This is a genomic window from Pseudomonas sp. AK-TSAG1-1 (genome assembly GCF_056821665.1).
In genome coordinates this window covers 5,206,677-5,228,653 of the sequence record NZ_CM165965.1, presented here as the reverse complement: position 1 = coordinate 5,228,653, position 21,977 = coordinate 5,206,677, and the positions used below count along the sequence as shown (strand labels likewise).

The window sequence follows — 21,977 nt, the reverse complement described above, 5'->3', positions numbered from 1 at the left end:
GTTACAGAGTGAATTACTCTGCTGCGCCTTCTTCGGTAGCTTCTGGAGCAACACGTGGAGCGTGGACGTTGGCAACAGCCTTGTCATCGCCGTGTGCCAGAGCAACGAACTCAACGCCTTTAGGAGCTTTGAGGTCCGACAGGTGAATGATCGAACCGATTTCAGCGTTAGCCAGGTCGACTTCGATGAACTCAGGCAGATCTTTCGGCAGGCAGGTCACTTCGATTTCAGCAACAACGTGCGAAATCTCGCCGCCTTTCTTCACTGGAGCAGCTTCGTTGATGAAGTGCACAGGAACGATAGCGGTCAGTTTCTGGCCAGCTACAACGCGTACGAAGTCAGCGTGCATCACGTGGCCTTTGGCCGGGTGACGCTGCAGAGCTTTGATGATTACGTTTTGCTTGGTGCCACCAACGTTCAGCTCGATGATGTGGCTGTAAGCCGCTTCGTTTTCGAGCAGTTTGGCAACTTCCTTGGCCAGCATGCTGATGGATTCAGGGGCTTTTTCGCCACCGTAAACAACAGCTGGAACCAGGGCGGCGAGACGACGCAGGCGGCGGCTCGCACCTTTCCCCAGGTCGGAACGCACTTCAGCATTCAGAGTAAAATCGTTCATTTTGTATCTCCAAAATAGCCATGACCGGAGTGACGTTTGCGACCAGCGCCAAACACGGTATGGGCAAAAAAGCCCCGCCCCGGCAGGAATGCCGGGGCGGGGCGCTTTTCGTCAACGAGACATTTCGAGAAGGGCAGGGCCCTTAACGGAACATCGCGCTGATCGATTCTTCATTGCTGATGCGGCGAACCGCTTCGGCAACAACCGGTGCGATATCCAGTTGACGGATACGTGCACAGGCTTGTGCTGCAGCGGACAGCGGGATGGTGTTGGTCACCACCAGCTCGTCCAGCACGGAATTTTCGATATTCTCGATGGCCCGACCCGACAGCACAGGGTGTGTGCAGTAGGCAAAGACCTTGGCTGCGCCATGCTCTTTCAGGGCCTTGGCCGCGTGGCACAGAGTGCCGGCGGTATCGACCATGTCATCGACCAGAATGCAGGTACGCCCTTCGACATCACCGATGATATGCATCACTTCAGAGTGATTGGCTTTCTCACGGCGTTTGTCGATGATCCCGAGATCCACGCCCAGGGATTTGGCAACAGCCCGTGCACGCACGACGCCACCAATGTCCGGGGACACGATCATCAGGTTTTCGAAGCGCTGATCTTCAATGTCATCCACCAGAACCGGGGAGCCGTAGATGTTATCTACCGGAATATCGAAGAACCCCTGAATCTGGTCAGCATGCAGATCAACCGTGAGAACACGGTCGATGCCGACTACGGTAAGCATGTCAGCGACGACTTTCGCGCTGATAGCCACACGTGCGGAACGCGGGCGGCGATCCTGACGGGCATAACCAAAATAAGGAATAACAGCAGTGATACGAGTAGCTGAGGAGCGGCGGAAGGCATCAGCCATCACTACCAGTTCCATCAGGTTATCGTTGGTCGGAGCGCAAGTCGGCTGAATAATGAAAACGTCTTTACCGCGAACGTTTTCATTGATCTCGGCAGTAATTTCGCCGTCGGAGAACTTACCGACAGAGATGTCACCGAGAGGGATATGCAGCTGACGTACAACACGCCGAGCCAGATCGGGGTTAGCGTTCCCCGTAAAGACCATCATCTTGGACACGCGCAGTACCTAGAGGCTGAGGGTAACCTGGATGAGTATAGAAAATGGCAGGGGCGGCTGGATTCGAACCAACGCATGGCAGGATCAAAACCTGCTGCCTTACCGCTTGGCGACGCCCCTGTATCTGTTGCTTCAAGTGCCTGGCACCTGGTTCCTTTAGAGCAGACTTTGCAGCTTGCGATGCAACATCGAAACGTTGCTTCCTTTTGCTACAAACCCTGTAAGGGTCTCTGTCAGAAGGGCCGAGACTTTATCAGCTTCAGCTTTGCTTGGGAAGCCCCCAAACACACAACTTCCAGTTCCGGTGAGTTTTGCTTCGGTAAATTTACCTAACAAATCCAATGCGTTACGTACCTCTGGATAACGCCTTGCTACCACCGGCAAGCAGTCATTTCGACTGTTTCCCTCGGGAACGGGGCGCACTTTAATGGGCGGCGTGTTACGTGTCAACAAAGGATCGGAAAAAATTTCTGCCGTACTTACAGAGACTTGCGGCACGAGCACCAGATACCACGGTTCTTCGGGGTCGACCGGGGTCAGTTTTTCACCCACGCCTTCGGCAAATGCCGCGTGACCACGGACGAAAACCGGGACGTCGGCACCCAGCGCCAGGCCCAGTGCAGCGAGGCGATCTTCATCCCAGCCCAGTTGCCACAAGTGATTGAGGCCGAGCAGGGTGGTGGCCGCGTTGGAACTGCCGCCACCGATGCCGCCGCCCATAGGCAGAACTTTATCAATCCAGATATCGATACCGAGGGAGCAACCGGATTGTTGCTGCAGCATTTTCGCTGCGCGCACGATCAGGTTGCTGTCATGCGGCACACCGGCGAACTCGGTGTGCAGCTGAATCACGCCGTCATCGCGTACGGCGAAAGTGATTTCATCGCCGTAATCAACGAACTGAAACAGCGTCTGCAACTCGTGATAGCCGTCTTCACGGCGACCGAGAATGTGCAGCATCAGATTGAGCTTGGCCGGCGACGGCAGCGTCAGGCGTGGAGCGCTCATGCTTATTGCCCCAGCTTGCGCGGTTGCCAGGTCTTGATCACCAGCGTCACGTCCAGGTCGGTGCCGTGCAGTTTGATCCGCTCGGGCAGCCAGTAACCGTTTTGCTCGGCGTAGCTCAAGTACTCGACCTTCCAGCCATCCTGTTCGAGATTGGCCAGGCGACTGTCGTTATCGAGGGTCAGGCGGCTTTTGCTTTCCGGTGCCGGCAGGCCACGGACCCACCAGGCCAGATTCGATACCGGCAACTTCCACCCGAGCTGTTCTTCAAGCAACGCTTCTGGCGACTGCGCGTCGTAGCGGCCCTGATTGGCAACTTCCAGCGAGACCTTGCCCGGGCGCCCGGTCAGTCGCGCTGCGCCACGACCCAGCGGGCCGGACAGGCGAATGTCGTAATAGTCCTGACGTTGCAGCCAGAACAGTGTGCCGCTACCGGAGTCTTTCGGTGCACGAATACCGATCTTGCCGTCGATCTGCCAACCATCGAGGGCGGTCAGTTGCTGTTTGTTCGCGGCCCATTGAGCCGGGCTGCCGTGGCCCTCGACCGATTCGCGAACGCCGAAGCCCGCGCAACCGGCGAGCAGGGCAATGAAGCTGAAAACAATAACGTGGCGCAAAAACATGAGTTAGAGAGTCTCGGATCCGGTCAGGCGCTTGATGGTGCTGCGCAGAATGGTGCTGTCGGGCTGATCCTTGAGGAACTTGCCCCAGATTTGTTTGGCTTCGCGTTGATTGCCCTTGGTCCACAGGACTTCGCCCAGGTGCGCGGCGACTTCGTGATCCGGGAAACGCTCCAGCGCCTGGCGCAGGTATTTCTCGGCGTCATCCAGATTGCCCATGCGGAAATTCACCCAGCCGAGGCTGTCGAGCACGGCAGGGTCTTCCGGGTTGATCCGGTGCGCCTGTTCGATCAGGTCCTTGGCTTCAGCGTAGCGAGTGGTGCGATCGGACAAGGTGTAGCCCAAGGCGTTGAGTGCCATGGCGTTGTCCGGATCGCGCTTGATGATCAGGCGCAGGTCTTTTTCCATCTGGGCCAGGTCATTGCGCTTTTCCGCGAGCATGGCCCGGGTGTAGAGCAGGTTCAGATCATCCGGGTATTGCAGCAGGGCTTGCTGCAATACTTTCCAGGCCTTGTCGTCGTGTTTGTTGGCCGACAGGGTTTCGGATTCGATCAGGTACAGCTGGATCGCATAATCCGGTTGCGCGTCGCGCTCGGCCGCCAGTTTGCTTTGTGCTTCGGCGGTCTTGCCGTTGTTCATCAGGATATCGGCCTGGCGCAGCTGTGCCGGCAGATAGTCATTGCCCGGGCCGACCTGGGCGTATTCGATCAGTGCGCCCTGCGGATCGTTGCGCTCTTCCGCGATACGGCCGAGGTTCAGGTGCGCCGAGTCGACGTGGCTTTCCCGCGCGATCAGGTCTTCCAGGTAACCCATGGCCTCGTCCCAGGCCTTGGCTTCCAGGCACACCAGCGCCAGCGAGTACCGCAGCTCATCGTCTTCCGGGTATTGCTGAACGAGGGTCGAGAACTCGACTTTGGCGTCGTCCATCCGGTCCTGTTCGACCAGCGTGCGGGCATAGGTCAGGCGCAGGCGCTTGTCGTCCGGGTATTTCTTGATGCTTTTCTGGAGCAGCGGCACGGCTTCGTCGCCACGATTCATGCTTTGCAGCAGGCGCGCGCGCAGCAGGATCGGCGCGATTTCGCCTTCTTCCGGCGGGTTGTCTTCCAGCAGGGTCAGTGCGGCTTTGTTGTCGCCGTCCTGTTGCAGCAGCAGGGCCTTGCCGAAAATCAGCTGGCTGTTCTTCGGGTGACGCTGCAGCAGGCGGTCAAAACTTTTCATCAGACCGTTGCGGGTTTCCTGGTCGGTGTCGGCTGCCGACAGCGCGAGGAAGTCAAAATGGGTATCACCTTTGCCCTGCAGGACTTTCTCCATATAGACCATGGAGTCGTCATAACGCCCGGCGCGGGCCAGTTGCACGGCGGCGGCGCGCTGCGCTTCGAGATCGTCCGGGGCGTTTTTCGCCCAGATCAGCGCAGTATCCAGCGCAGGCTGGTCGGCGCCCAGGTATTCGGCGATGCGGAACGCGCGCTCGGAAACCCCCGGATCCTGGGTGTTGATGGCCTGGGTCACGTAGTTGTCCAGGGCAATGTCGAAACGATTGCGCTGGCCGGCGAGTTCGGCGCTCAGCAGGCTGAAAACGGTTTCCTCGCTGAACGAGCTGTAAACCTTGGGCTTTTCAGGCGTGGGCGTGGTGTCTTCGACCGGCGGCGTGCCGTCCGGCGAAACGGGGGCCAAGGCCTGGCAGCCGCTGAGGAAGACAAAAGCAAGGAGCAACGCGGAAGATCTATTCATATAGGAAGAGGACGACTAACCTGCGGTCGGATCATCATGACACAAGCCTTCGGTCAAACATAACCGAGTCTCAGTTGTGGCCATTATAGGCACCAACGATTGGGACAATAGTCAGCGGTAGTTGTTCTGGATCTGACGAAGTAGGACAATTGCCGGCTTCACGTCACCATCAGCGACCTTGAATGGCCTTCCTTGCACTCGGTATTAACCACAAGACTGCTTCAGTAGACGTCCGCGAGCGCGTGGCCTTTACCCCTGAGCAGTTGGTGGAAGCCTTGCAGCAGCTCTGCCGACTGACCGACAGCCGCGAAGCTGCGATCCTTTCCACCTGCAATCGCAGTGAGCTTTATATAGAACAGGATCAGCTGTCGGCGGATACCGTGCTGCGCTGGCTGGCCGATTATCACCATTTAAGCCTCGATGAGCTGCGTGCGAGTGCTTATGTGCATGAAGATGATGCGGCAGTTCGTCACATGATGCGTGTCGCCTCCGGGCTCGATTCGCTGGTATTGGGCGAACCGCAGATTCTCGGCCAGATGAAATCGGCCTACGCTGTGGCCCGCGAGGCTGGCACCATCGGCCCGCTGCTGGGGCGCCTGTTTCAAGCGACGTTCAATGCCGCCAAGCAGGTGCGCACCGACACCGCCATCGGCGAAAACCCGGTGTCCGTGGCGTTTGCCGCCGTCAGCCTGGCCAAACAGATTTTCAGCGACCTGCAACGCAGTCAGGCCTTGTTGATCGGCGCCGGCGAGACCATCACCCTGGTCGCCCGCCATTTGCATGAGCTTGGGGTCAAGCGCATCGTGGTTGCCAACCGTACGCTGGAGCGCGCCAGCCTGCTGGCCGAGCAGTTCGGCGCGCATGCGGTGCTGCTCTCGGACATCCCGGCGGAACTGGTGCGCAGCGATATCGTGATCAGCTCGACCGCCAGCCAATTACCGATCCTCGGCAAGGGCGCGGTCGAAAGCGCGCTGAAGCAGCGCAAGCACAAGCCGATCTTCATGGTCGACATCGCCGTGCCCCGGGACATCGAGCCGGAAGTCGGCGAACTGGACGACGTTTACCTTTATAGCGTCGACGATCTGCACGAAGTGGTCGCCGAAAACCTCAAGAGCCGGCAGGGCGCAGCCCAGGCGGCGGAAGAGATGGTTTCGGTGGGTGCCGACGACTTCATGGTGCGCCTGCGCGAGCTGGCGGCGGTCGATGTGCTCAAGGCCTATCGTCAACAGAGCGAACGCCTGCGCGACGAAGAGCTGCAAAAAGCCCTGCGTCTGCTGGCCAACGGCGGCAACGCTGAAGAGGTGCTCGGGCAACTGGCCCGTGGCCTGACCAATAAACTGCTGCATGCGCCTAGCGTGCAACTGAAAAAGCTTTCTGCCGAAGGCCGCCTCGATGCGCTGGCCATGGCCCAGGAACTCTTTGCCCTCGAGGGCTCACCGGATAGTTTTTCGGATAAAAAACCGCAATGAAAGCGTCACTGCTCAATAAGCTGGACATCCTCCAGGACCGTTTCGAGGAACTGACCGCGCTGCTTGGCGACGCCGAAGTCATTTCCGATCAAGCCAAATTCCGCGCCTACTCCAAGGAATACGCCGAACTCGAGCCGGTCGTGCAAGGCTATAAAAAGCTGCTCGGCGTACAAGGCGATCTTGAAGGCGCGCAGGCGCTGCTCAAGGACAGCGACCCGGACATGCGTGAAATGGCCGTGGAAGAAGTCCGCGAAGCCAAAGAATTGCTGGTGACGCTGGAAGCCGATCTGCAGCGCATGTTACTGCCCAAGGATCCCAATGACGGTCGTAACGTCTTTCTCGAAATTCGCGCCGGCACCGGTGGAGACGAGGCGGCGATCTTCTCCGGCGACCTGTTCCGCATGTACTCGCGTTACGCCGAACGACGTGGCTGGCGTGTGGAGATCCTTTCGGAAAACGAAGGCGAACACGGTGGCTATAAAGAAGTCATCGCCCGCATTGAAGGCGACAACGTTTACGGCAAGCTGAAATTCGAATCCGGCGCGCACCGCGTACAGCGTGTACCCGCCACCGAATCTCAGGGCCGCATCCACACCTCGGCCTGCACCGTCGCCGTGTTGCCCGAGCCGGACGAGCGCGAAGCCATCGAGATCAACCCGGCGGATCTGCGCGTCGACACGTTCCGCTCCTCCGGGGCCGGTGGTCAGCACGTCAACACCACCGACTCGGCGATCCGTATCACGCACATACCGACCGGCACCGTCGTCGAGTGTCAGGAAGAGCGTTCCCAGCACAAGAACCGTGCGCGGGCGATGGCCTGGTTGTCGGCCAAACTCAACGATCAGCAAACCGCAGCGGCGGCCAATGCCATCGCCAGCGAGCGTAAATTGCTGGTGGGTTCGGGCGACCGTTCCGAGCGTATCCGCACGTACAACTTTGCCCAGGGCCGGGTCACTGACCATCGTGTCAACCTGACCCTGTACTCCCTCGATGAAATTCTCGCCGGTGGCGTTGAAGCGGTGATCGAGCCTTTGCTGGCCGAATACCAGGCTGACCAACTCGCAGCGATAGGTGAATAAATGACCATCATTGCCAGTCTGTTGCGCGCCGCCGAACTGCCGGACTCGCCCACGGCGCGTCTGGATGCCGAATTGCTCCTCGCGGCGGCACTGGGCAAACCGCGCAGCTTTCTGCACACCTGGCCCGAGCGCATCGTGCCGAGCGAAGCGGCGCTGCTTTTTGCCGAGTACCTGCAACGACGCCGTGGCGGTGAGCCGGTGGCCTACATTCTCGGTCAGCAGGGTTTCTGGAAGCTGGATCTGGAAGTGGCGCCGCACACGCTGATCCCGCGTCCGGACACCGAATTGCTGGTAGAGGCCGCGCTGGAATTGCTGCCGGCAACGCCGGCGAAAGTTCTCGACCTGGGCACCGGCAGCGGCGCGATTGCCCTGGCCCTGGCCAGCGAACGTCCGGCGTGGAAGGTCACGGCGGTGGATCGCGTGCTGGAAGCCGTGGCCCTGGCCGAACGCAATCGTCAGCGCCTGAACCTGAACAACGCCACGGTGCTGAGCAGCCACTGGTTCAGCGCCCTCGAAAGCCAGCGATTCAACCTGATCATCAGCAATCCGCCGTACATTGCCGCCGCCGACCCGCATCTGGTCGAGGGCGACGTGCGTTTCGAGCCAGCCAGTGCGCTAGTGGCCGGTATTGACGGGCTCTACGATCTGCGCCTGATCGTCGCCCAGGCCCCGGGCCATTTGGAGGCTGGTGGCTGGCTGATGCTCGAACACGGCTATGATCAAGCCGAGGCCGTGCGTGACCTGTTGCTGACCAGCGGTTTCGAAGAAGTCCACAGCCGCACCGATCTGGGCGGCCATCAACGGATCAGCCTGGGGCGCCTGCCGTGCTGAATGATCAGGAGTTGCTGCGCTACAGCCGGCAGATTCTGCTGCAACACATCGATATCGATGGGCAACTGAAGCTCAAGGACAGCCGTGTGCTGATCGTCGGTCTCGGCGGTCTCGGCGCGCCGGTCGCGCTGTATCTGGCGGCGGCCGGTATCGGTGAGCTGCATCTGGCGGATTTTGACACGGTCGACCTGACCAACCTGCAACGCCAGATCATCCATGACACCGACAGCGTCGGCATGAGCAAGGTCGACTCGGCGCTCAAGCGCCTGGGCGCGATCAATCCCGAGATTCAACTGGTTGCCCATCGTCAGGCGCTGGACGAAGACTCGCTTGCCGCCGCCGTGGCTGCGGTGGACCTGGTGCTCGATTGCTCCGATAATTTTTCCACGCGCGAAGCGGTCAATGCCGCCTGCGTAGCGGCGCGCAAACCGCTGGTCAGCGGCGCAGCGATTCGTCTTGAAGGGCAGTTGTCGGTGTTCGACCCGCGCCGCCCGGAAAGTCCGTGCTACCACTGCCTGTACGGGCACGGCAGCGAGGCCGAGCTGACTTGCAGCGAGGCCGGTGTGGTCGGGCCGCTGGTGGGGCTGGTCGGCAGTCTGCAAGCGCTCGAAGCGTTGAAGGTACTGGTCGGTTTTGGCGAGCCACTGGTGGGCCGTTTGCTGCTGATTGACGCACTGGGTTCACGCTTCCGAGAGCTGCGCGTCAAGCGCGACCCGGGTTGCAGCGTCTGTGGTTCGCAGCATGCGTGAAGCACCGATCGCGGTGTTCGACTCCGGTGTCGGCGGCTTGTCGGTATTGGCCGAGATCCAGCGCTTGCTGCCTCAGGAGTCACTGCTGTATTTCGCCGATTGCGGACACATTCCCTACGGCGAGAAGACCCCGGAATTCATTCGCCAGCGCTGCAACGTGATGGCCGGATTTTTCCGCGAGCAGGGCGCCAAGGCCCTGGTGATCGCCTGCAATACTGCCACGGTGGCCGCGGTTGCCGATTTGCGCCGGGACTTTCCCCAATGGCCGATCGTCGGCATGGAGCCGGCGGTCAAACCTGCCGCCGCCGCGACCCGTAGCGGTGTGGTCGGCGTACTCGCCACCACCGGCACATTGCAGAGCGCCAAGTTCGCCGCGTTGCTCGACCGTTTTGCCACGGATGTTCGGGTTGTCACCCAGCCGTGCCCGGGGCTGGTCGAGCTGATTGAAAGCGGCGATCTGCACAGCAGCGAGTTGCGCGCATTGCTCAAGCACTATGTCGATCCGCTGCTGGCCAATGGTTGCGACACGATCATTCTGGGCTGCACCCACTATCCCTTTCTCAAGCCGATGCTCAAGACGATGATCCCCGAGAGCATCAGCCTGATCGACACTGGCGCGGCCGTAGCACGGCAGCTGCAACGGTTGCTGGCCGAGCGCGAGTTGCTCGCCGAAGGGCCGAACCGCCCGGTCAGATTCTGGACCAGTGCCGATCCCGAGTCCTTTCGCAAGACCCTGCCCCTGCTGGGCCAAGTCGCCGGTGTCGTTGAAAAATTCACCTTGTAAAAAAAGTGTGAAATATCTAAAAAGTCAGCTGAACTTCTGATCAAGCGCCGATTTCTATACGGCTGAGTTACCTAGAAAACCAAACGATCGTTCCGGAAAAGGAAGTTTCAACGTGAAGCGACTATTCTGCTTGGCCGCGATTGCGGCTGCACTGATGGGGCAAAGTTTTACTGCACAAGCGGCAAACGTTGAGTTTGCAGTGGGGGCGACCAGCGATTCGACGATGACGTATCGCCTGGGAATGAATTTCGATTGGGACAAGAGCTGGCTGCAAAGCGACGTCGGGCGTCTGACCGGCTACTGGAGCGGCGCTTACACTTACTGGGAAGGTGACAAGACCTCCAGCAACAACAGCCTGTCGTTCTCGCCGGTGTTCGTTTACGAGTTTGCCGGTCAGTCGGTCAAACCGTATGTGGAAGCGGGGATTGGTGTGGCACTGTTCTCCGATACGCGCTACGAAGACAACAATATCGGCCAGGCCTTCCAGTTCGAAGACCGCCTCGGTTTCGGTTTGCGTTTCAACGGCGGGCATGAAGTGGGGATTCGCGCGACTCACTATTCCAACGCCGGTCTGAACAGCAACAACGACGGTGTGGAAAGTTACTCGCTGCATTATTCGATGCCGCTGTAACGGCTTGCAGATAACCCTGTGGGAACGGGCTTGCTCGCGAATGCGGTGTATCAGTCGACAGCTGAGTTGATTGACCCACGGCTTTCGCGAGCAAGCCCGCTCCCACATTTGGTTTTGGGGTGTTCTCGGGATCAGCGGTAGGCCGTGGCAATACCTTTGCGTTCTTCAATGCATTCCGGCGCGCCCATCTCGAACTCGCGGCAGATCAGCGGGCGTTTCTCGTAGATCGTGCACATCATGCTGTCGCGATCCAGCGCGGCGCACCAGCCGTCGTCCAGACGCAACATCACCTCACCGCCCCACTCATCGGTATCGATAAAGCGCTCAGGCACGCCGGTGTCGGTAATCAACATCACTTCGAGCTGACAGCAACAGGCTGCGCAGGTCGAACACGTGACCGCTGGTTCGGCAATTTGCCGATGGGGAATGGTTTTCATGGTCGGCAGTGTAAGGCAGTGGCCGGTGACTGTGTGAAAGGCCTGACAGACGCTCAATGCATCGGGCTCAATGGCTCAGACGTCGCGCCATGGCATGCAGCAACGGAAACAGCAGTGACCACAGCAGAGCGATGCCGATCAGGGTCGGCAGTTCACCATAGGGAAATTGCACCCCGGCCAAATGTCCGCCGCCGTAATAGGACACGGCGCCACCCACTGCGCCGAGTACGCTGGCCAGCCACCATGGCCGGGCGCTCCATTGCAGGCAGTGGCGCAACGTGGTGGCGAGCAAGGCCCAGAGCAGCATCAGCCACAGCGGAATCAGCGGTGCCGGATCCTGAAAATCGAACACCCCCGCTGCGCGCAATACGCTGTCCACCGCGGTGCCGACAATCACCACGCTGAGGATCAGGCGACCTTCCGCCGCCCAACTGCTGATCCAGCCCAGATGGATCACCAACACCGCCAGGGCCAGCAGCAACCACAGGCTATTGCCGCCGAGCACGCAGGCCAGCCAGCCGATCTGGAACAGCGCTGCGTTGCATAGCCGCTCAAGCATCGAAGCGCCCGAGCAGTGGCGCCGGCATCGCCGCAGGTTTAGCCAGAAGCAGTTGCGCCGTGCCGATGGTGCGTTCCAGGAATCCGCCCTCGCAGTAACACAGATAAAACTCCCAGAGCCTGAGGAAGTAATCGTCGTAGCCCAGCTCGCTCAACCGCCCGTGGGCGCGGCGAAAGTTCTCGTGCCACAGGCGCAGGGTGCGGGCGTAATGCAGGCCGAAGTCTTCCATGTGCAGCAGGTTCATGTCGGTGTCGCGACTGACGATCTCGAGCATCTTCTGCACACAGGGCAGGGCGCCGCCGGGGAAGATGTAGCGCTGGATGAAGTCGACACCGCGCCGGGCCTGTTCATAGCGCTGCTCGCGGATGGTGATCGCCTGCAACAGCATCAGGCCGTTGCTCTTGAGCAGGTGCGCGCATTGCTTGAAGTAGGTCGGCAGGAAGCGGTGGCCGACCGCTTCGATCATTTCGATCGACACCAGTTTGTCGTATTCGCCGGTGAGGTCGCGGTAATCCTTGAGCAGCAGCGTTACCCGATCCTGTAGTCCCAATGCCTCTATACGCTGGGCGGTAAACGCGTACTGCTCTTTCGACAGTGTCGTGGTGGTGACATGGCAACCGTAATGCTGCGCGGCGTAGAGCGCCATGCTGCCCCAACCTGTGCCGATCTCCAGCAAGTGGTCGGTGGGCTTGAGCGCGAGTTTCTGGCAGATCCGTTCCAGCTTGTTCAGTTGGGCCTGTTCCAGACTGTCCTCGGGGGTGAGGAACTGCGCTGCCGAATACATCATGGTCGGGTCGAGAAACTGCTCGAACAGATCGTTGCCCAGGTCGTAGTGCGCGGCGATGTTTTTCTGCGAACCCTTGCGCGTGTTGCGGTTGAGCCAGTGCAGGCCTTGCACGAAGGGGCGACCGAGGCGGGCCAGTCCACCCTCCATCGCGTCCAGCACGTCAAGATTGCTGACGAACACTCGCACCACGGCGGTCAGGTCAGGCGAACTCCAATAGCCATGAATAAACGCCTCGCCTGCACCGATCGAACCGTTGCTGGCGACCATGCCCCAGGCGGCCGGGTCCTGTATGTGGATTTCGCCCAGCAACGCACTGCCCGGGGTGCCGAACAGTGTTTGCTCACCGTCCTCGATCAGCAGCAATTGGCCGTGTTTGAGCTGGCCCAACTGGCGCAACACGCCGCGACGCAGCAGCGAGCCGGTCAAACCATTGGTATTGAGGCGACTGACTGACAGGCTAGAGGATTTCATGGCGTTGCTCCTTGGGAGGCGCAGTGGCGATCTGAAAGCTGCCGTCGGCAGCCTGATGAGCAAAAATCGGGGCACGCTTGAGCAGCAGGCGCAGGGCTTGCCAATAAATCGCCAGGCAGGTTTTCGCGGTCATCCACGGAAAGCGCCACAAGTAGCGGTGCAGGCTGCGGCGGTCGAGGGGCTCGCGCTGCAAGTTCAGCGTGGCGTCGAACAGTTTCTGTTCGCGCTGCCAGTCGGCCATGTGCACACCCAAGGTTTGTGCTGCCGGGCTGAAACTCATGCGGTACTCAAGATCACGCGGCAGGAACGGCGAGACATGAAAGGCCTTGGCCACGGCGAAGTGCTGGTGAAAGTCCTGCAGATCGACCGGAGTACGGGCCGGCAGCACGTAGTGATAACGCTCGCGCCACGGCGTGTTGGTCACTTCACAGAGAATCGCTGCCAGTTGGCCGTCGGCCTCGTGGCAATAAAAGAAACTCACCGGGTTGAACGCCAGACCCCAACTGCGTGGTTGGGTCAGCAGGCAGACCGATCCTTGCGGTTCATGGCCGAGGGCGGCGCCGACCTGCTGGCGCACCGCATCGATCAGGCGCATGCCGCTGCCGGTGAAGGTTTTCAGGTAGTCGGTTTCACGGAATGAAAACGCTGCAAAACGGCTGCGACTGGCGAGTGCCGAGAGCTCGAACACCGCGTCCTGTTCGGCCAGATCGAGGTACAGCAGACCGATCCGGTAACGGAACTCATGGCGTCTGGGCGCAAAGCGTCGGTGGCCGATCCAGCCGCTGTACAGGGCGCTGTTCATAAGCTTTCCCCGAACGCAGCGGCCACACGCAAGGCGCTGACCACGCCGTCTTCATGAAAGCCGTTGGCCCAGTAGGCGCCGCAGTAATGGGTGTGTTGCTGGCCGTCCAGTTCGGCCCAGCGGTTTTGCGCTGCCACCGCCGCGAGGCTGAATTGTGGATGGGCGTAAGTGTATTTGGCGAGCACCTTGAACGGACTGATGCCGGCGCTCTGATTGAGGCTGACGCAGAACGTGGTGTCGCTCGCCATTCCCTGCAGGATGTTCATGTCGTAGGTGACAGCGGCATGCGTATGGCCGGCACCGCTCAAGCGGTAGTTCCAACTGGCCCAGGCCAGTTTGCGTGAGGGCAACAGGCGGGTATCGGTATGCAATACCACTTCATTGTCGGCATAGGGCAGGGCGCCGAGGATCGTCCGTTCTTCGTGGCTGGGAGTGGCCAGCAGTTGCAGGGCCTGGTCGCTGTGGCAGGCGAGCACGACTTTGTCGAAGCGTTCGATGCCGGCCGGGCTGTGGATCACCACGCCGTGTTCGTCGCGATCGATACGGGTCACTGGGCAACTGAGGCGGATCCTGTCGTTGAATGCTGCAGTCAGTGGCGCGACATAGGCACTTGAACCGCCCTCGATCACCTGCCATTGCGGGCGATCACTGACCGACAACAACCCATGATTCTTGAAAAAACGCACGAAGAACTGCAGCGGAAAATTGAGCATCTCGGCCATCGGCATCGACCAGATCGCCGACCCCATCGGCACGATGTAATGCAGGATGAAGCGTTCGCCGTAACCGCCGGCCTTGAGGTAATCGTCGAGCGTGGTGTCGGCGGCGATCCGTTGTTCAGCAAGATCGCGCTGGGCTTCCTTATTGAAACGCAAGATGTCGCGCAACATGCCCCAGAATCCCGGCGACAGCAGGTTGCGGCGCTGGGCAAACAGGCTGTTGAGGTTGTTGCCGTTGTATTCCAGCCCCGTGTCCGGGTCGGTCACCGAGAAGCTCATTTCGGTCGGTTTGAACGACACCCCGAGCTGGCCAAGCAAACGAATGAAGTTCGGGTAAGTCCAGTCGTTGAACACGATGAAACCGGTGTCCACGTTGTATTCGCGGCCATCGACGGTCACCTGCACGGTGTGCGTGTGGCCGCCGACCCAGTCGCTGGCCTCGAACACCGTGACGTCATGTCGGCGATTGAGCAGGTAGGCGCAGGTCAGGCCCGCGATCCCGCTGCCGACGATGGCGATTCTCATGTTGGGTCCCGCAACGGTGGGCTGCTGCGCACCATGCGCTTGCCGATTGCCAGTTGCAGGCGCGCCGGCAGCTTCGACAGTGGCCACAGTGCTGCCATGAACAGTGCCGGAAAGGCGATTTCCAGAGGACGATCCTTGAGCTTGGCGAAGATGTGTCGTGCTGCTTTATCCACAGGCCAACTGAGGGGCATCGGAAAATCGTTCTTTGCCGTCAGCGGTGTTTCGACAAAGCCTGGGCTGATGATGGTGACTTCTATGCCTTCGTCCGCCAGATCGATACGCAGCGATTCAAACAGGTAGCGCAGCCCGGCTTTCGACGCGCCGTAGGCTTCGGCCCGAGGCAGCGGCAGATAGGTGACGGAGCTGGCCATGCCGATCAGATAGGGCGCGGTGCCTTTGCGCAGCAATGGCAGGGCGGCTTCAATGCAGTAGCTGCTGGCGAGCAGGTTGGTGCGCACCACATGTTCGATGATCGAGGCGTCGAACTGCCGCGCATCAACATACTCACAGGTGCCCGCATTGAGGATCACGCTATCGAGCGAGCCCCAGGCGTGTTCGATCTGCTGGCCGATCTCGCGCACGACCTGACTGTTGGTCAAGTCGCCTGCCACAATCAGCACTTGCCCCGGATAGCGTTGCGCCAACACCTTGAGTGGTGGCAACTGGCGCGAGCTGACGGCCAGATGCGCGCCGCTTTTCAGAATCTCTTCGGCCAGCGCTGCGCCGATGCCACTGCTGGCACCGGTCAGCCAATACCGCCGTGGAGGTGTACGACTCATCCCATTCTCCTTTTCAGCCAGGCAATCACCCGGCCCAATACGGGTAAATGTTCATACAGCATCGCCCCGGCATCGAAATAATCCCGGTGGCGATAGACCTTGTCGCGCCACAGCAGGTGCGAACACCCGGCGACGCGAATCAATCGGCCACCCGCCAGGCGCGGGTGGCGGTAACTCATGACCCAGCGCAGGTAGCCTTCACAGTCACCGATCTGGTCGAAGCCGTGGAAGTCAAAGCGCAGCTCGTTGACGTTGGCGTACAGCTCGCTGAAGTAATGCTGCAGTTGCGCCAGCCCCTGGACTTCGTGCAACGGGTCGGTGAAGTGAATGTCATCGCTGTACAGCTCGCCCAGACGTTGCAGGTTGCCTTTGTTCAATTCGGCAAACTGGCGAGCGAAGCGGCGCAGAAATTCACTCATGGCCCTCTCCCATAGACGAGCGCGACGGCAGGTTCTTGAAGGCCGCCAGCGCCCGTTCGCGCGACGCCCCGAGATTGACGATCGGCAACGGATAATCCGCGACGCCGAACAGCCCGCCAGCACTGGCCGGGTTGTGCACTTGCTTTTTGTTCAAATCGGCCAGCTCAGGCAGCCAGTGCTTGATGAACAGGCCTTCGCTGTCGAATTTTTCCGATTGGCTCAGCGGGTTGAAAATGCGGAAGTACGGCGCCGAATCGGTGCCGGTCGATGCGCTCCACTGCCATCCGCCGTTGTTCGCCGCCAGGTCGCCGTCGATCAGGTGCTGCATGAAAAACCGTTCGCCTTCGCGCCAGTCGATCAGCAGGTTTTTGGTCAGGAACATCGCCACTACCATCCGCAGGCGGTTGTGCATCCAGCCGGTTTCCAGCAGTTGGCGCATGGCCGCATCGATGATCGGCAACCCGGTGCGTGCTTCTTGCCAGGCAGCGAGTTCGTCCGGTGCATCGCGCCAGGCCAGGGCCTCGGTTTCCGGGCGAAACGCACGGTTGCGCGAGACGCGGGGATAGCCGACCAGAATGTGTTTATAGAACTCGCGCCACAGCAGCTCGTTGATCCAGGTCACCGCGCCGACCTTGCCGCTGTCGAACTCGCCTTGATTGCTTTGCAGGGCGGCGTGCAGGCATTGGCGCGGCGAGATCACCCCGGCGGCCAGATAAGCCGAAAGTTGACTGGTGCCGGGCTTGGCCGGGAAGTCGCGCTCGCTCTGGTAGTAGTCGATTTGCGCGTCGGCGAAGGTATCGAGACGGCGCCGGGCTTCCTGTTCGCCGGCCGGCCACAGGGCGCGCAATGACCCACTTGGTGTTGCAAAACCTTCGATCGAATCAGGCACCGGATCGCTGGCGATGTTGAGCTGCGCCTGTTTGCCGGGTGCTTTTACCAGCGCAGGCATCGAGCGATGCAGGCGCTCGTAGCACACCTTGCGGAACTGGCTGAACACCTGAAAGTAGGTCTCGGTCTTGGTCAGTACCGTGCCGGGTTTGAACAACAGTTGGTCAAGATAACTGTGAAAAGCGATGCCTTTGGTGTTCAGGGCCTGGGCCACCGCCGCATCACGACGGCTTTCGTGGACGCCGTATTCTTCGTTGGCGTGCACGGCCTCGATGTTCAGTTGCCGGCATAGTTCGAGCAGCACGGCCGGGGCCTGATCCCAATGAGCAGCTGTGCGCAGCAGCAACGCAATGTTCAGTTCACCGAGGCGTGCGCTCAGTTCACGCAGATTACGCAGCCAGAAGTCGACCTTGCACGCGGCGTCGTCATGCTCGCGCCACTGCTGCGGGCTCAACAGATACACGGCAACCGTCGGGCCGCGCGCTGCGGCGGCGGCGAGGGCGGTGTTGTCATGTTGGCGCAAGTCGCTGCGCAGCCAGATCAATTGCATCGCGGTTTCCATTAAATCAGCCCACGCTGAACGAGTGCCTGATGTGCCGAGAGCGGATCTTCGGCCAGGGACAAATCAGCGATCTCACGGGTTATTACGGACAACTCGGTCTGGTGGATGCATACCGTTGGTCCGACCAGCATTTTCGGAGCACTGACGCCATTCAGCAGTTTTGGCAACTGCGCCAAGTTCATCGCCTTGCTCGAATACAGCAGTACGCCACGCGCTTGCAGATGCTCGACCGCCAGCGCCAGTTCTCCGGCCGGTAGCGGCCAGTCGAACACTTGCACCGGGCAATCGGCACTGCTGATCAGCCACGCGCATAGCCACAGGTGCGGTTCCAGTGGCAGGTCGGAGTGATTGATCAACAGCAGCGGCGCAGCGTGTAGTTGCCGATTGTTATGGTAGATGCGTGCGCCGAATTTGCTGCGTAACCACGAATAAAAGAACACCCGCTCCATCTGCGCCCCGAACTGGCCTTGCCAGCGCTGTTCAAGTTCGGCCAGCAGCGGCAGCAGCAATTGCTCGCACAGGGTGCGCGGTGGATACAGGGCCATGGCCTGGTTGATGCTGTCGTCGAGGTTACGTTCGTTGAGCTGGGTGACGGCGTTGAGCAGGGCGTGATGCAGGCGTTGCCAGTCGTTCTCCACCGTTTCGGTGAAGGCTTGCGGCGTGTCGAGCAGCGGTTTGACCTGACTGACCGCCACGCCCCGGTTGAGCCAGGTGAGAATGGTCAGGATCCGTTGCACATGCTCGCTGGAGTACAGGCGATGGCCCTTGGGCGTGCGTTGCGGCACGATCAGCCCATAACGGCGCTCCCAGGCGCGCAGGGTGATTGCGTTGACGCCGGTCTGCCGCGCGACCTCGCGGATCGGCAGCCAACCCTCGTCGAGGGCTTTCTTGAAGTCGGCGCCGAGGTCTTCCTGGGCGCTGGTGTCGAGTGTGTCGTTCATCAAATGGCGTTTCGCAGGCTGAGGTTTTCCGGATGCGGCTGCAGGTAGACCTGTTGCGCAATGTACGGATCCGGGTGTTGGCGAAAGTGGTGTTTGAGCAACGTCAGCGGCACCACCAGCGGCACGATGCCGTGACGGTACTGGCCGATGACATGCTGCATTTCCTGTTTGTCGGCGGCGCTGATCGCCCGCTTCAGATAACCGCTGATGTGCTGCAGGACATTGCTGTGGGTGCGGCGGGTGGCGCATTTCTTCAGCGCACTCATCAATTCGCTGAAGTAGCGCGGGCCGAGTTCGACCGGATCGGTCAGGCCCATGTTGCCCAACAGTTTGCCCAGGGCCTTGTACTGCTCCGGGTTGTGGGCCATCAGCAGGTATTTGTAGCGCGAGTGGAATTCGGTCAGTGCGCGGCGGCTCAAACCCTGTTTCAGCACTTGCTGCCATTCGCTGTAGGCGAGTACGCGGGTGATGAAGTTTTCCCGCAGCACCGGATCGTTGAGGCGCCCGGCTTCTTCCACCGGCAGGTCCGGATGCTGCGCGCAGAACGCCTGGGCATAAATGCCACGGCCGCCGCCGTTCACCGGTGCGCCGTTGGCGTGATAGACCTTGACCCGTTCCAGACCGCACGAGGGCGATTGCTGCATGAAAATGTAGCCGCAGATGCCATCAAGTTCGCCAGCCATTCGCTTGCCGTAGGCGGCCAGCGGTTCGGTGACATTGATGTGCGGGTTGACGGTGCCGATGGCTTCGGGGGTGTCCGGATTCCCCACCAGCCTGATCGGCTCGCGAGGAATGCCCAGGCCAATGGCGACTTCGGGGCACACCGGGACGAACTCGAAATACTCGACAAGGGTGCGGCTGCACAGCCGCGATTCCTTGTGCCCACCGTTGTAGCGCACTTCGGCGCCCATCAGGCAGGCGCTGATGGCGATTTTTGGCCGGGAGACAGTAAGGTCGGACATGCACACCTCGAATCTATTCCTGTACAGGTTGTTATTTCTGTACAACTTTCAATCAGCATAGATTCGTACGTGTACAAGTCAACTCATTTGTATAAGTTTTTCCGGGTTTACATTATTGGCCGTGGGAGCGGGCTTGCTCGCGAAGGCGTCAGGTCGGCTGGATTGATGTGACTGACTCACCGCTTTCGCCAGCAAGCCCGCTCCCATGAGGGATGGGGGGGCTATTTCCAGCCCAGTAGCCAGTGATCGTTGTTCTTCAGCGTCTGCCAATCGAGGCGCTCGGCGCGCTGCGTGAGCACCGCCTGCAATTCGATCTCCAGCACCGTACCGTCCTCGTCGCGGATCAGTTCGGTCACCAGAAAGTGCTTCTCACGATTTTGCGGGTGGGCTGCTGTCCACTTCGACAGCAGCAGTTTTTGCGGATTGATGCGGTTCACTGCAGGTTCTCGTGCAAGCGGCGCGCGGCTTCCTGACCGCTGAGCCAGGCCCCTTCGACGCGCCCTGACAGACACCAGTCGCCGCAGGCATACAGGCCCAGATCGGCATCGGCCAATGTGCCCCATTCGTGGCCGGTGGCAGGCCGTGCATAGAGCCAGCGGTGGGCGAGGCTGAAGGTCGGGGCGGGCATGGCGCTGTGCAGCAGTTCGGCAAAAGCACCGTGCAGTTGCTCGATCACCGCTTCCTTGGGCAGGTCGATATGCTGCCGGCTCCAGGCACTGCTGGCGTGCAGCACCCAAGTGTCGCAGGTGGTATCGCGTCCCGGTTTGCTGCGGTTGCGTGCCAGCCAGTCGAGGGGGCTGTCCTGCACAAAGCAACCTTCGATCGGGGTATCCAGCGGCGTATCGAAGGCGAGGGCGACGGCCCAGGTCGGGTCCATCTTCACCCCGGCTGCGGCGCCGGCGAGTTTCGGTGCGGCGGCCAGCAAGGCGGTGGCTTGCGGTGCCGGGGTGGCGATCACGACATGGCTGAAGGGGCCGTGAGTGAAACCTTCCGCGTCCTGCAGATGCCAATGTTCTTCACCGCGAAAGACTTCAGTGATGCGGCAGGCGAAATGCACTTCCAGGCCGTTGAGCAAACCACGGGTAATGGCGCTCATGCGCGGCGTGCCGACCCAGCGGGTCTGCTCGTCCGGCGACAGGTTCAGTTGCCCGCCCTGATAGGTGTAGAGCTGCGGTTGCCATTCGGCGACCCAACCCAGGCTTTGCCAGCGTTGCACCTCGGTGACGAAGCGTCGGTCGCGGGCCGTGAAATATTGCGCGCCCATGTCCAGAGAACCGGCGTCGCTGCGTTTGCTCGACATGCGTCCGCCGCTGCCGCGGCTTTTGTCGAAGAGCTGGACGGTATGTCCGGTCTCTGTCAGCGCCTGCGCGGCGGAGAGTCCGGCGATGCCGGTGCCGATGATTGCGATAGGTACAGTCATAGGGGCCTCGTTTACCTTTCTGTACAGACTACGCCGTGATTGAAACCTGTACAATTTTGTTTTTTGGTATAACTTCTAGCGTTCTCGTTCTGACAGCTTGGCCTATTGTTAAACAATAGAGCCTGCCCGATAGAAAAGATCCCTGCTTATAAAAATAGACTAGTGATCCGGGTAAAACGCCACGCGAGGAAGATGTCATGCGCATATTGCTGACCGGCGGTACTGGTTTGATAGGTCGTCAGCTCTGTCGCTATTGGTCAGGGCAGGGGCACCAGTTGACGGTGTGGAGTCGGCGCCCGGAAACAGTCGCGAAAATCTGTGGTGCTCAGGTCCGTGGAGTTGCGCGTCTGGAAGATCTCGGTAACGAGCCGCTGGACGCGATCATCAACCTGGCCGGCGCGCCGATTGCTGATCGGCCATGGACCCACCGGCGCAAGGCGTTGTTGTGGAGCAGCCGCATCACCCTGACCGAAACGCTGCTGGCCTGGCTGGAAACACGCGAGCAGAAACCGCAGCTGCTGATCTCTGGCTCGGCAGTCGGCTGGTACGGCGACGGCGGTGAACGTGAGCTGACAGAAGATTCGCCGCCGGTGATCGACGATTTCGCCAGCCAGTTGTGCATCGCCTGGGAGGAGACCGCGCAACGTGCCGAAGCACAGGGCATTCGTGTGGTGCTGGTGCGAACCGGGCTGGTGCTGTCGGCCGAGGGCGGCTTTTTGTCGCGGCTGTTGCTGCCGTACAAACTTGGGCTGGGCGGGCCGCTGGGCAATGGCCGGCAGTGGATGCCGTGGATACACATCGAAGACCAAATCGGCCTGATTGATTTTCTTCTGCACCGCAATCAGGCGAGCGGTCCTTATAATGCCTGCGCACCGAAACCGGTGCGCAATCGCGAGTTTGCCAAGACATTGGGCAGTGTGTTGCACCGCCCGGCATTCATGCCGATGCCGGCACTGGCGCTGAAAGTCGGGCTTGGCGAAATGTCATTGTTGTTGCTGGGTGGCCAACGGGCCATGCCGGCACGCTTGCTGGAAGCGGGTTTCACTTTCCAGTTCACGGATTTGCGCGCGGCCCTGGATGAGCTCTCCGGCCGCCTTTGAAATAGGA

Annotated in this window: 24 protein-coding genes and 1 tRNA gene; 7 read left to right on the top strand and 18 right to left on the bottom strand. The window is 60.4% G+C overall.

Annotated features, from left to right (window positions below):
* Nucleotides 1-13 precede the first annotated feature (13 nt).
* The 6 genes from AC1UK9_RS23605 to AC1UK9_RS23580 all read right to left on the bottom strand — a co-directional run bounded on the left by AC1UK9_RS23605 (nt 14) and on the right by AC1UK9_RS23580 (nt 5,056).
* Nucleotides 14-616, bottom strand: coding sequence for a 50S ribosomal protein L25/general stress protein Ctc (locus tag AC1UK9_RS23605; RefSeq protein ID WP_025109353.1), 603 nt, complete (start codon nt 614-616; stop codon nt 14-16).
* A gap of 142 nt (nt 617-758) precedes the next feature.
* Nucleotides 759-1,700, bottom strand: a complete 942-nt coding sequence (locus AC1UK9_RS23600; protein WP_003171603.1) for a ribose-phosphate pyrophosphokinase — start codon at nt 1,698-1,700, stop codon at nt 759-761.
* Between the two features lie 45 nt (nt 1,701-1,745).
* Nucleotides 1,746-1,820: transfer RNA gene (locus AC1UK9_RS23595), tRNA-Gln, on the bottom strand.
* Nucleotides 1,821-1,856: 36 nt separating this feature from the next.
* Complete coding sequence (gene ispE, locus AC1UK9_RS23590; RefSeq protein ID WP_482578609.1) at nt 1,857-2,708, bottom strand: 4-(cytidine 5'-diphospho)-2-C-methyl-D-erythritol kinase; 852 nt, start codon at nt 2,706-2,708, stop codon at nt 1,857-1,859.
* A gap of 2 nt (nt 2,709-2,710) precedes the next feature.
* A complete protein-coding gene (gene lolB, locus AC1UK9_RS23585; protein WP_482578608.1) occupies nt 2,711-3,328 on the bottom strand; it encodes a lipoprotein insertase outer membrane protein LolB in 618 nt (205 codons plus the stop codon).
* 3 nt (nt 3,329-3,331) lie between these two features.
* The gene (locus AC1UK9_RS23580) at nt 3,332-5,056 is read right to left on the bottom strand and encodes a tetratricopeptide repeat protein (protein ID WP_482578607.1); all 1,725 of its coding nucleotides are present in this window, start codon (nt 5,054-5,056) and stop codon (nt 3,332-3,334) included.
* Between the two features lie 182 nt (nt 5,057-5,238).
* Here AC1UK9_RS23580 and hemA point away from each other — a divergent pair, with 182 nt between their 5' ends.
* The 6 genes from hemA to AC1UK9_RS23550 all read left to right on the top strand — a co-directional run bounded on the left by hemA (nt 5,239) and on the right by AC1UK9_RS23550 (nt 10,599).
* Complete coding sequence (hemA, locus tag AC1UK9_RS23575) at nt 5,239-6,525, top strand: glutamyl-tRNA reductase (protein WP_025109349.1); 1,287 nt, start codon at nt 5,239-5,241, stop codon at nt 6,523-6,525.
* Nucleotides 6,522-7,604 carry a peptide chain release factor 1 gene (gene prfA, locus AC1UK9_RS23570; RefSeq protein ID WP_025109348.1) on the top strand — a complete coding sequence of 361 codons (1,083 nt, stop codon included), beginning with the start codon at nt 6,522-6,524 and terminating at the stop codon, nt 7,602-7,604. The genes hemA and prfA overlap by 4 nt, the downstream gene beginning before the upstream one ends.
* Nucleotides 7,605-8,435, top strand: coding sequence for a peptide chain release factor N(5)-glutamine methyltransferase (gene prmC / locus AC1UK9_RS23565; protein WP_482578606.1), 831 nt, complete (start codon nt 7,605-7,607; stop codon nt 8,433-8,435). It begins immediately after the preceding gene.
* Nucleotides 8,429-9,184, top strand: a complete 756-nt coding sequence (locus AC1UK9_RS23560) for a molybdopterin-synthase adenylyltransferase MoeB (protein WP_025109346.1) — start codon at nt 8,429-8,431, stop codon at nt 9,182-9,184. The genes prmC and AC1UK9_RS23560 overlap by 7 nt, the downstream gene beginning before the upstream one ends.
* Nucleotides 9,177-9,968, top strand: a complete 792-nt coding sequence (gene murI, locus AC1UK9_RS23555) for a glutamate racemase (protein ID WP_025109345.1) — start codon at nt 9,177-9,179, stop codon at nt 9,966-9,968. The genes AC1UK9_RS23560 and murI overlap by 8 nt, the downstream gene beginning before the upstream one ends.
* Nucleotides 9,969-10,080: 112 nt before the next feature.
* A complete protein-coding gene (locus tag AC1UK9_RS23550) occupies nt 10,081-10,599 on the top strand; it encodes an acyloxyacyl hydrolase (RefSeq protein WP_025109344.1) in 519 nt (172 codons plus the stop codon).
* Nucleotides 10,600-10,730: 131 nt separating this feature from the next.
* Here the strand turns inward: AC1UK9_RS23550 and AC1UK9_RS23545 are convergent, their stop codons facing one another.
* From AC1UK9_RS23545 to AC1UK9_RS23490, 12 genes are all read right to left on the bottom strand, one after another.
* A complete protein-coding gene (locus AC1UK9_RS23545; RefSeq protein WP_025109343.1) occupies nt 10,731-11,036 on the bottom strand; it encodes a YkgJ family cysteine cluster protein in 306 nt (101 codons plus the stop codon).
* A gap of 67 nt (nt 11,037-11,103) precedes the next feature.
* On the bottom strand, nt 11,104-11,595 hold the full coding sequence (locus AC1UK9_RS23540) for a DUF2878 domain-containing protein (protein WP_025109342.1): 492 nt from the start codon (nt 11,593-11,595) through the stop codon (nt 11,104-11,106).
* Nucleotides 11,588-12,853: an SAM-dependent methyltransferase gene (locus AC1UK9_RS23535; protein ID WP_025109341.1), complete on the bottom strand. Its 1,266-nt coding sequence runs from the start codon at nt 12,851-12,853 to the stop codon at nt 11,588-11,590. Before AC1UK9_RS23535 ends, AC1UK9_RS23540 begins: the two co-directional genes overlap by 8 nt.
* Nucleotides 12,840-13,655: a DUF1365 domain-containing protein gene (locus tag AC1UK9_RS23530; RefSeq protein WP_482578605.1), complete on the bottom strand. Its 816-nt coding sequence runs from the start codon at nt 13,653-13,655 to the stop codon at nt 12,840-12,842. Before AC1UK9_RS23530 ends, AC1UK9_RS23535 begins: the two co-directional genes overlap by 14 nt.
* Nucleotides 13,652-14,899 carry an NAD(P)/FAD-dependent oxidoreductase gene (locus AC1UK9_RS23525; protein ID WP_482578604.1) on the bottom strand — a complete coding sequence of 416 codons (1,248 nt, stop codon included), beginning with the start codon at nt 14,897-14,899 and terminating at the stop codon, nt 13,652-13,654. Before AC1UK9_RS23525 ends, AC1UK9_RS23530 begins: the two co-directional genes overlap by 4 nt.
* Nucleotides 14,896-15,678, bottom strand: coding sequence for an SDR family NAD(P)-dependent oxidoreductase (locus AC1UK9_RS23520; protein ID WP_473013568.1), 783 nt, complete (start codon nt 15,676-15,678; stop codon nt 14,896-14,898). Before AC1UK9_RS23520 ends, AC1UK9_RS23525 begins: the two co-directional genes overlap by 4 nt.
* On the bottom strand, nt 15,675-16,097 hold the full coding sequence (locus AC1UK9_RS23515) for a nuclear transport factor 2 family protein (protein ID WP_025109337.1): 423 nt from the start codon (nt 16,095-16,097) through the stop codon (nt 15,675-15,677). Before AC1UK9_RS23515 ends, AC1UK9_RS23520 begins: the two co-directional genes overlap by 4 nt.
* The gene (phrB, locus tag AC1UK9_RS23510; protein WP_025109336.1) at nt 16,090-17,535 is read right to left on the bottom strand and encodes a deoxyribodipyrimidine photo-lyase; all 1,446 of its coding nucleotides are present in this window, start codon (nt 17,533-17,535) and stop codon (nt 16,090-16,092) included. Before phrB ends, AC1UK9_RS23515 begins: the two co-directional genes overlap by 8 nt.
* Nucleotides 17,536-17,546: 11 nt before the next feature.
* The gene (locus tag AC1UK9_RS23505) at nt 17,547-18,488 is read right to left on the bottom strand and encodes a MerR family transcriptional regulator (RefSeq protein WP_482578603.1); all 942 of its coding nucleotides are present in this window, start codon (nt 18,486-18,488) and stop codon (nt 17,547-17,549) included.
* Nucleotides 18,488-19,450 carry a YbgA family protein gene (locus tag AC1UK9_RS23500; RefSeq protein ID WP_482578602.1) on the bottom strand — a complete coding sequence of 321 codons (963 nt, stop codon included), beginning with the start codon at nt 19,448-19,450 and terminating at the stop codon, nt 18,488-18,490. Before AC1UK9_RS23500 ends, AC1UK9_RS23505 begins: the two co-directional genes overlap by 1 nt.
* Before the next feature lie 221 nt (nt 19,451-19,671).
* The gene (locus tag AC1UK9_RS23495) at nt 19,672-19,887 is read right to left on the bottom strand and encodes a TIGR02450 family Trp-rich protein (RefSeq protein ID WP_025109333.1); all 216 of its coding nucleotides are present in this window, start codon (nt 19,885-19,887) and stop codon (nt 19,672-19,674) included.
* Nucleotides 19,884-20,870 (bottom strand): NAD(P)/FAD-dependent oxidoreductase, encoded by a 987-nt coding sequence (locus AC1UK9_RS23490; protein WP_025109332.1) that lies wholly within the window; start codon nt 20,868-20,870, stop codon nt 19,884-19,886. Before AC1UK9_RS23490 ends, AC1UK9_RS23495 begins: the two co-directional genes overlap by 4 nt.
* Before the next feature lie 197 nt (nt 20,871-21,067).
* Here AC1UK9_RS23490 and AC1UK9_RS23485 point away from each other — a divergent pair, with 197 nt between their 5' ends.
* Nucleotides 21,068-21,970 carry a TIGR01777 family oxidoreductase gene (locus AC1UK9_RS23485; protein WP_482578601.1) on the top strand — a complete coding sequence of 301 codons (903 nt, stop codon included), beginning with the start codon at nt 21,068-21,070 and terminating at the stop codon, nt 21,968-21,970.
* Nucleotides 21,971-21,977: the final 7 nt, after the last annotated feature.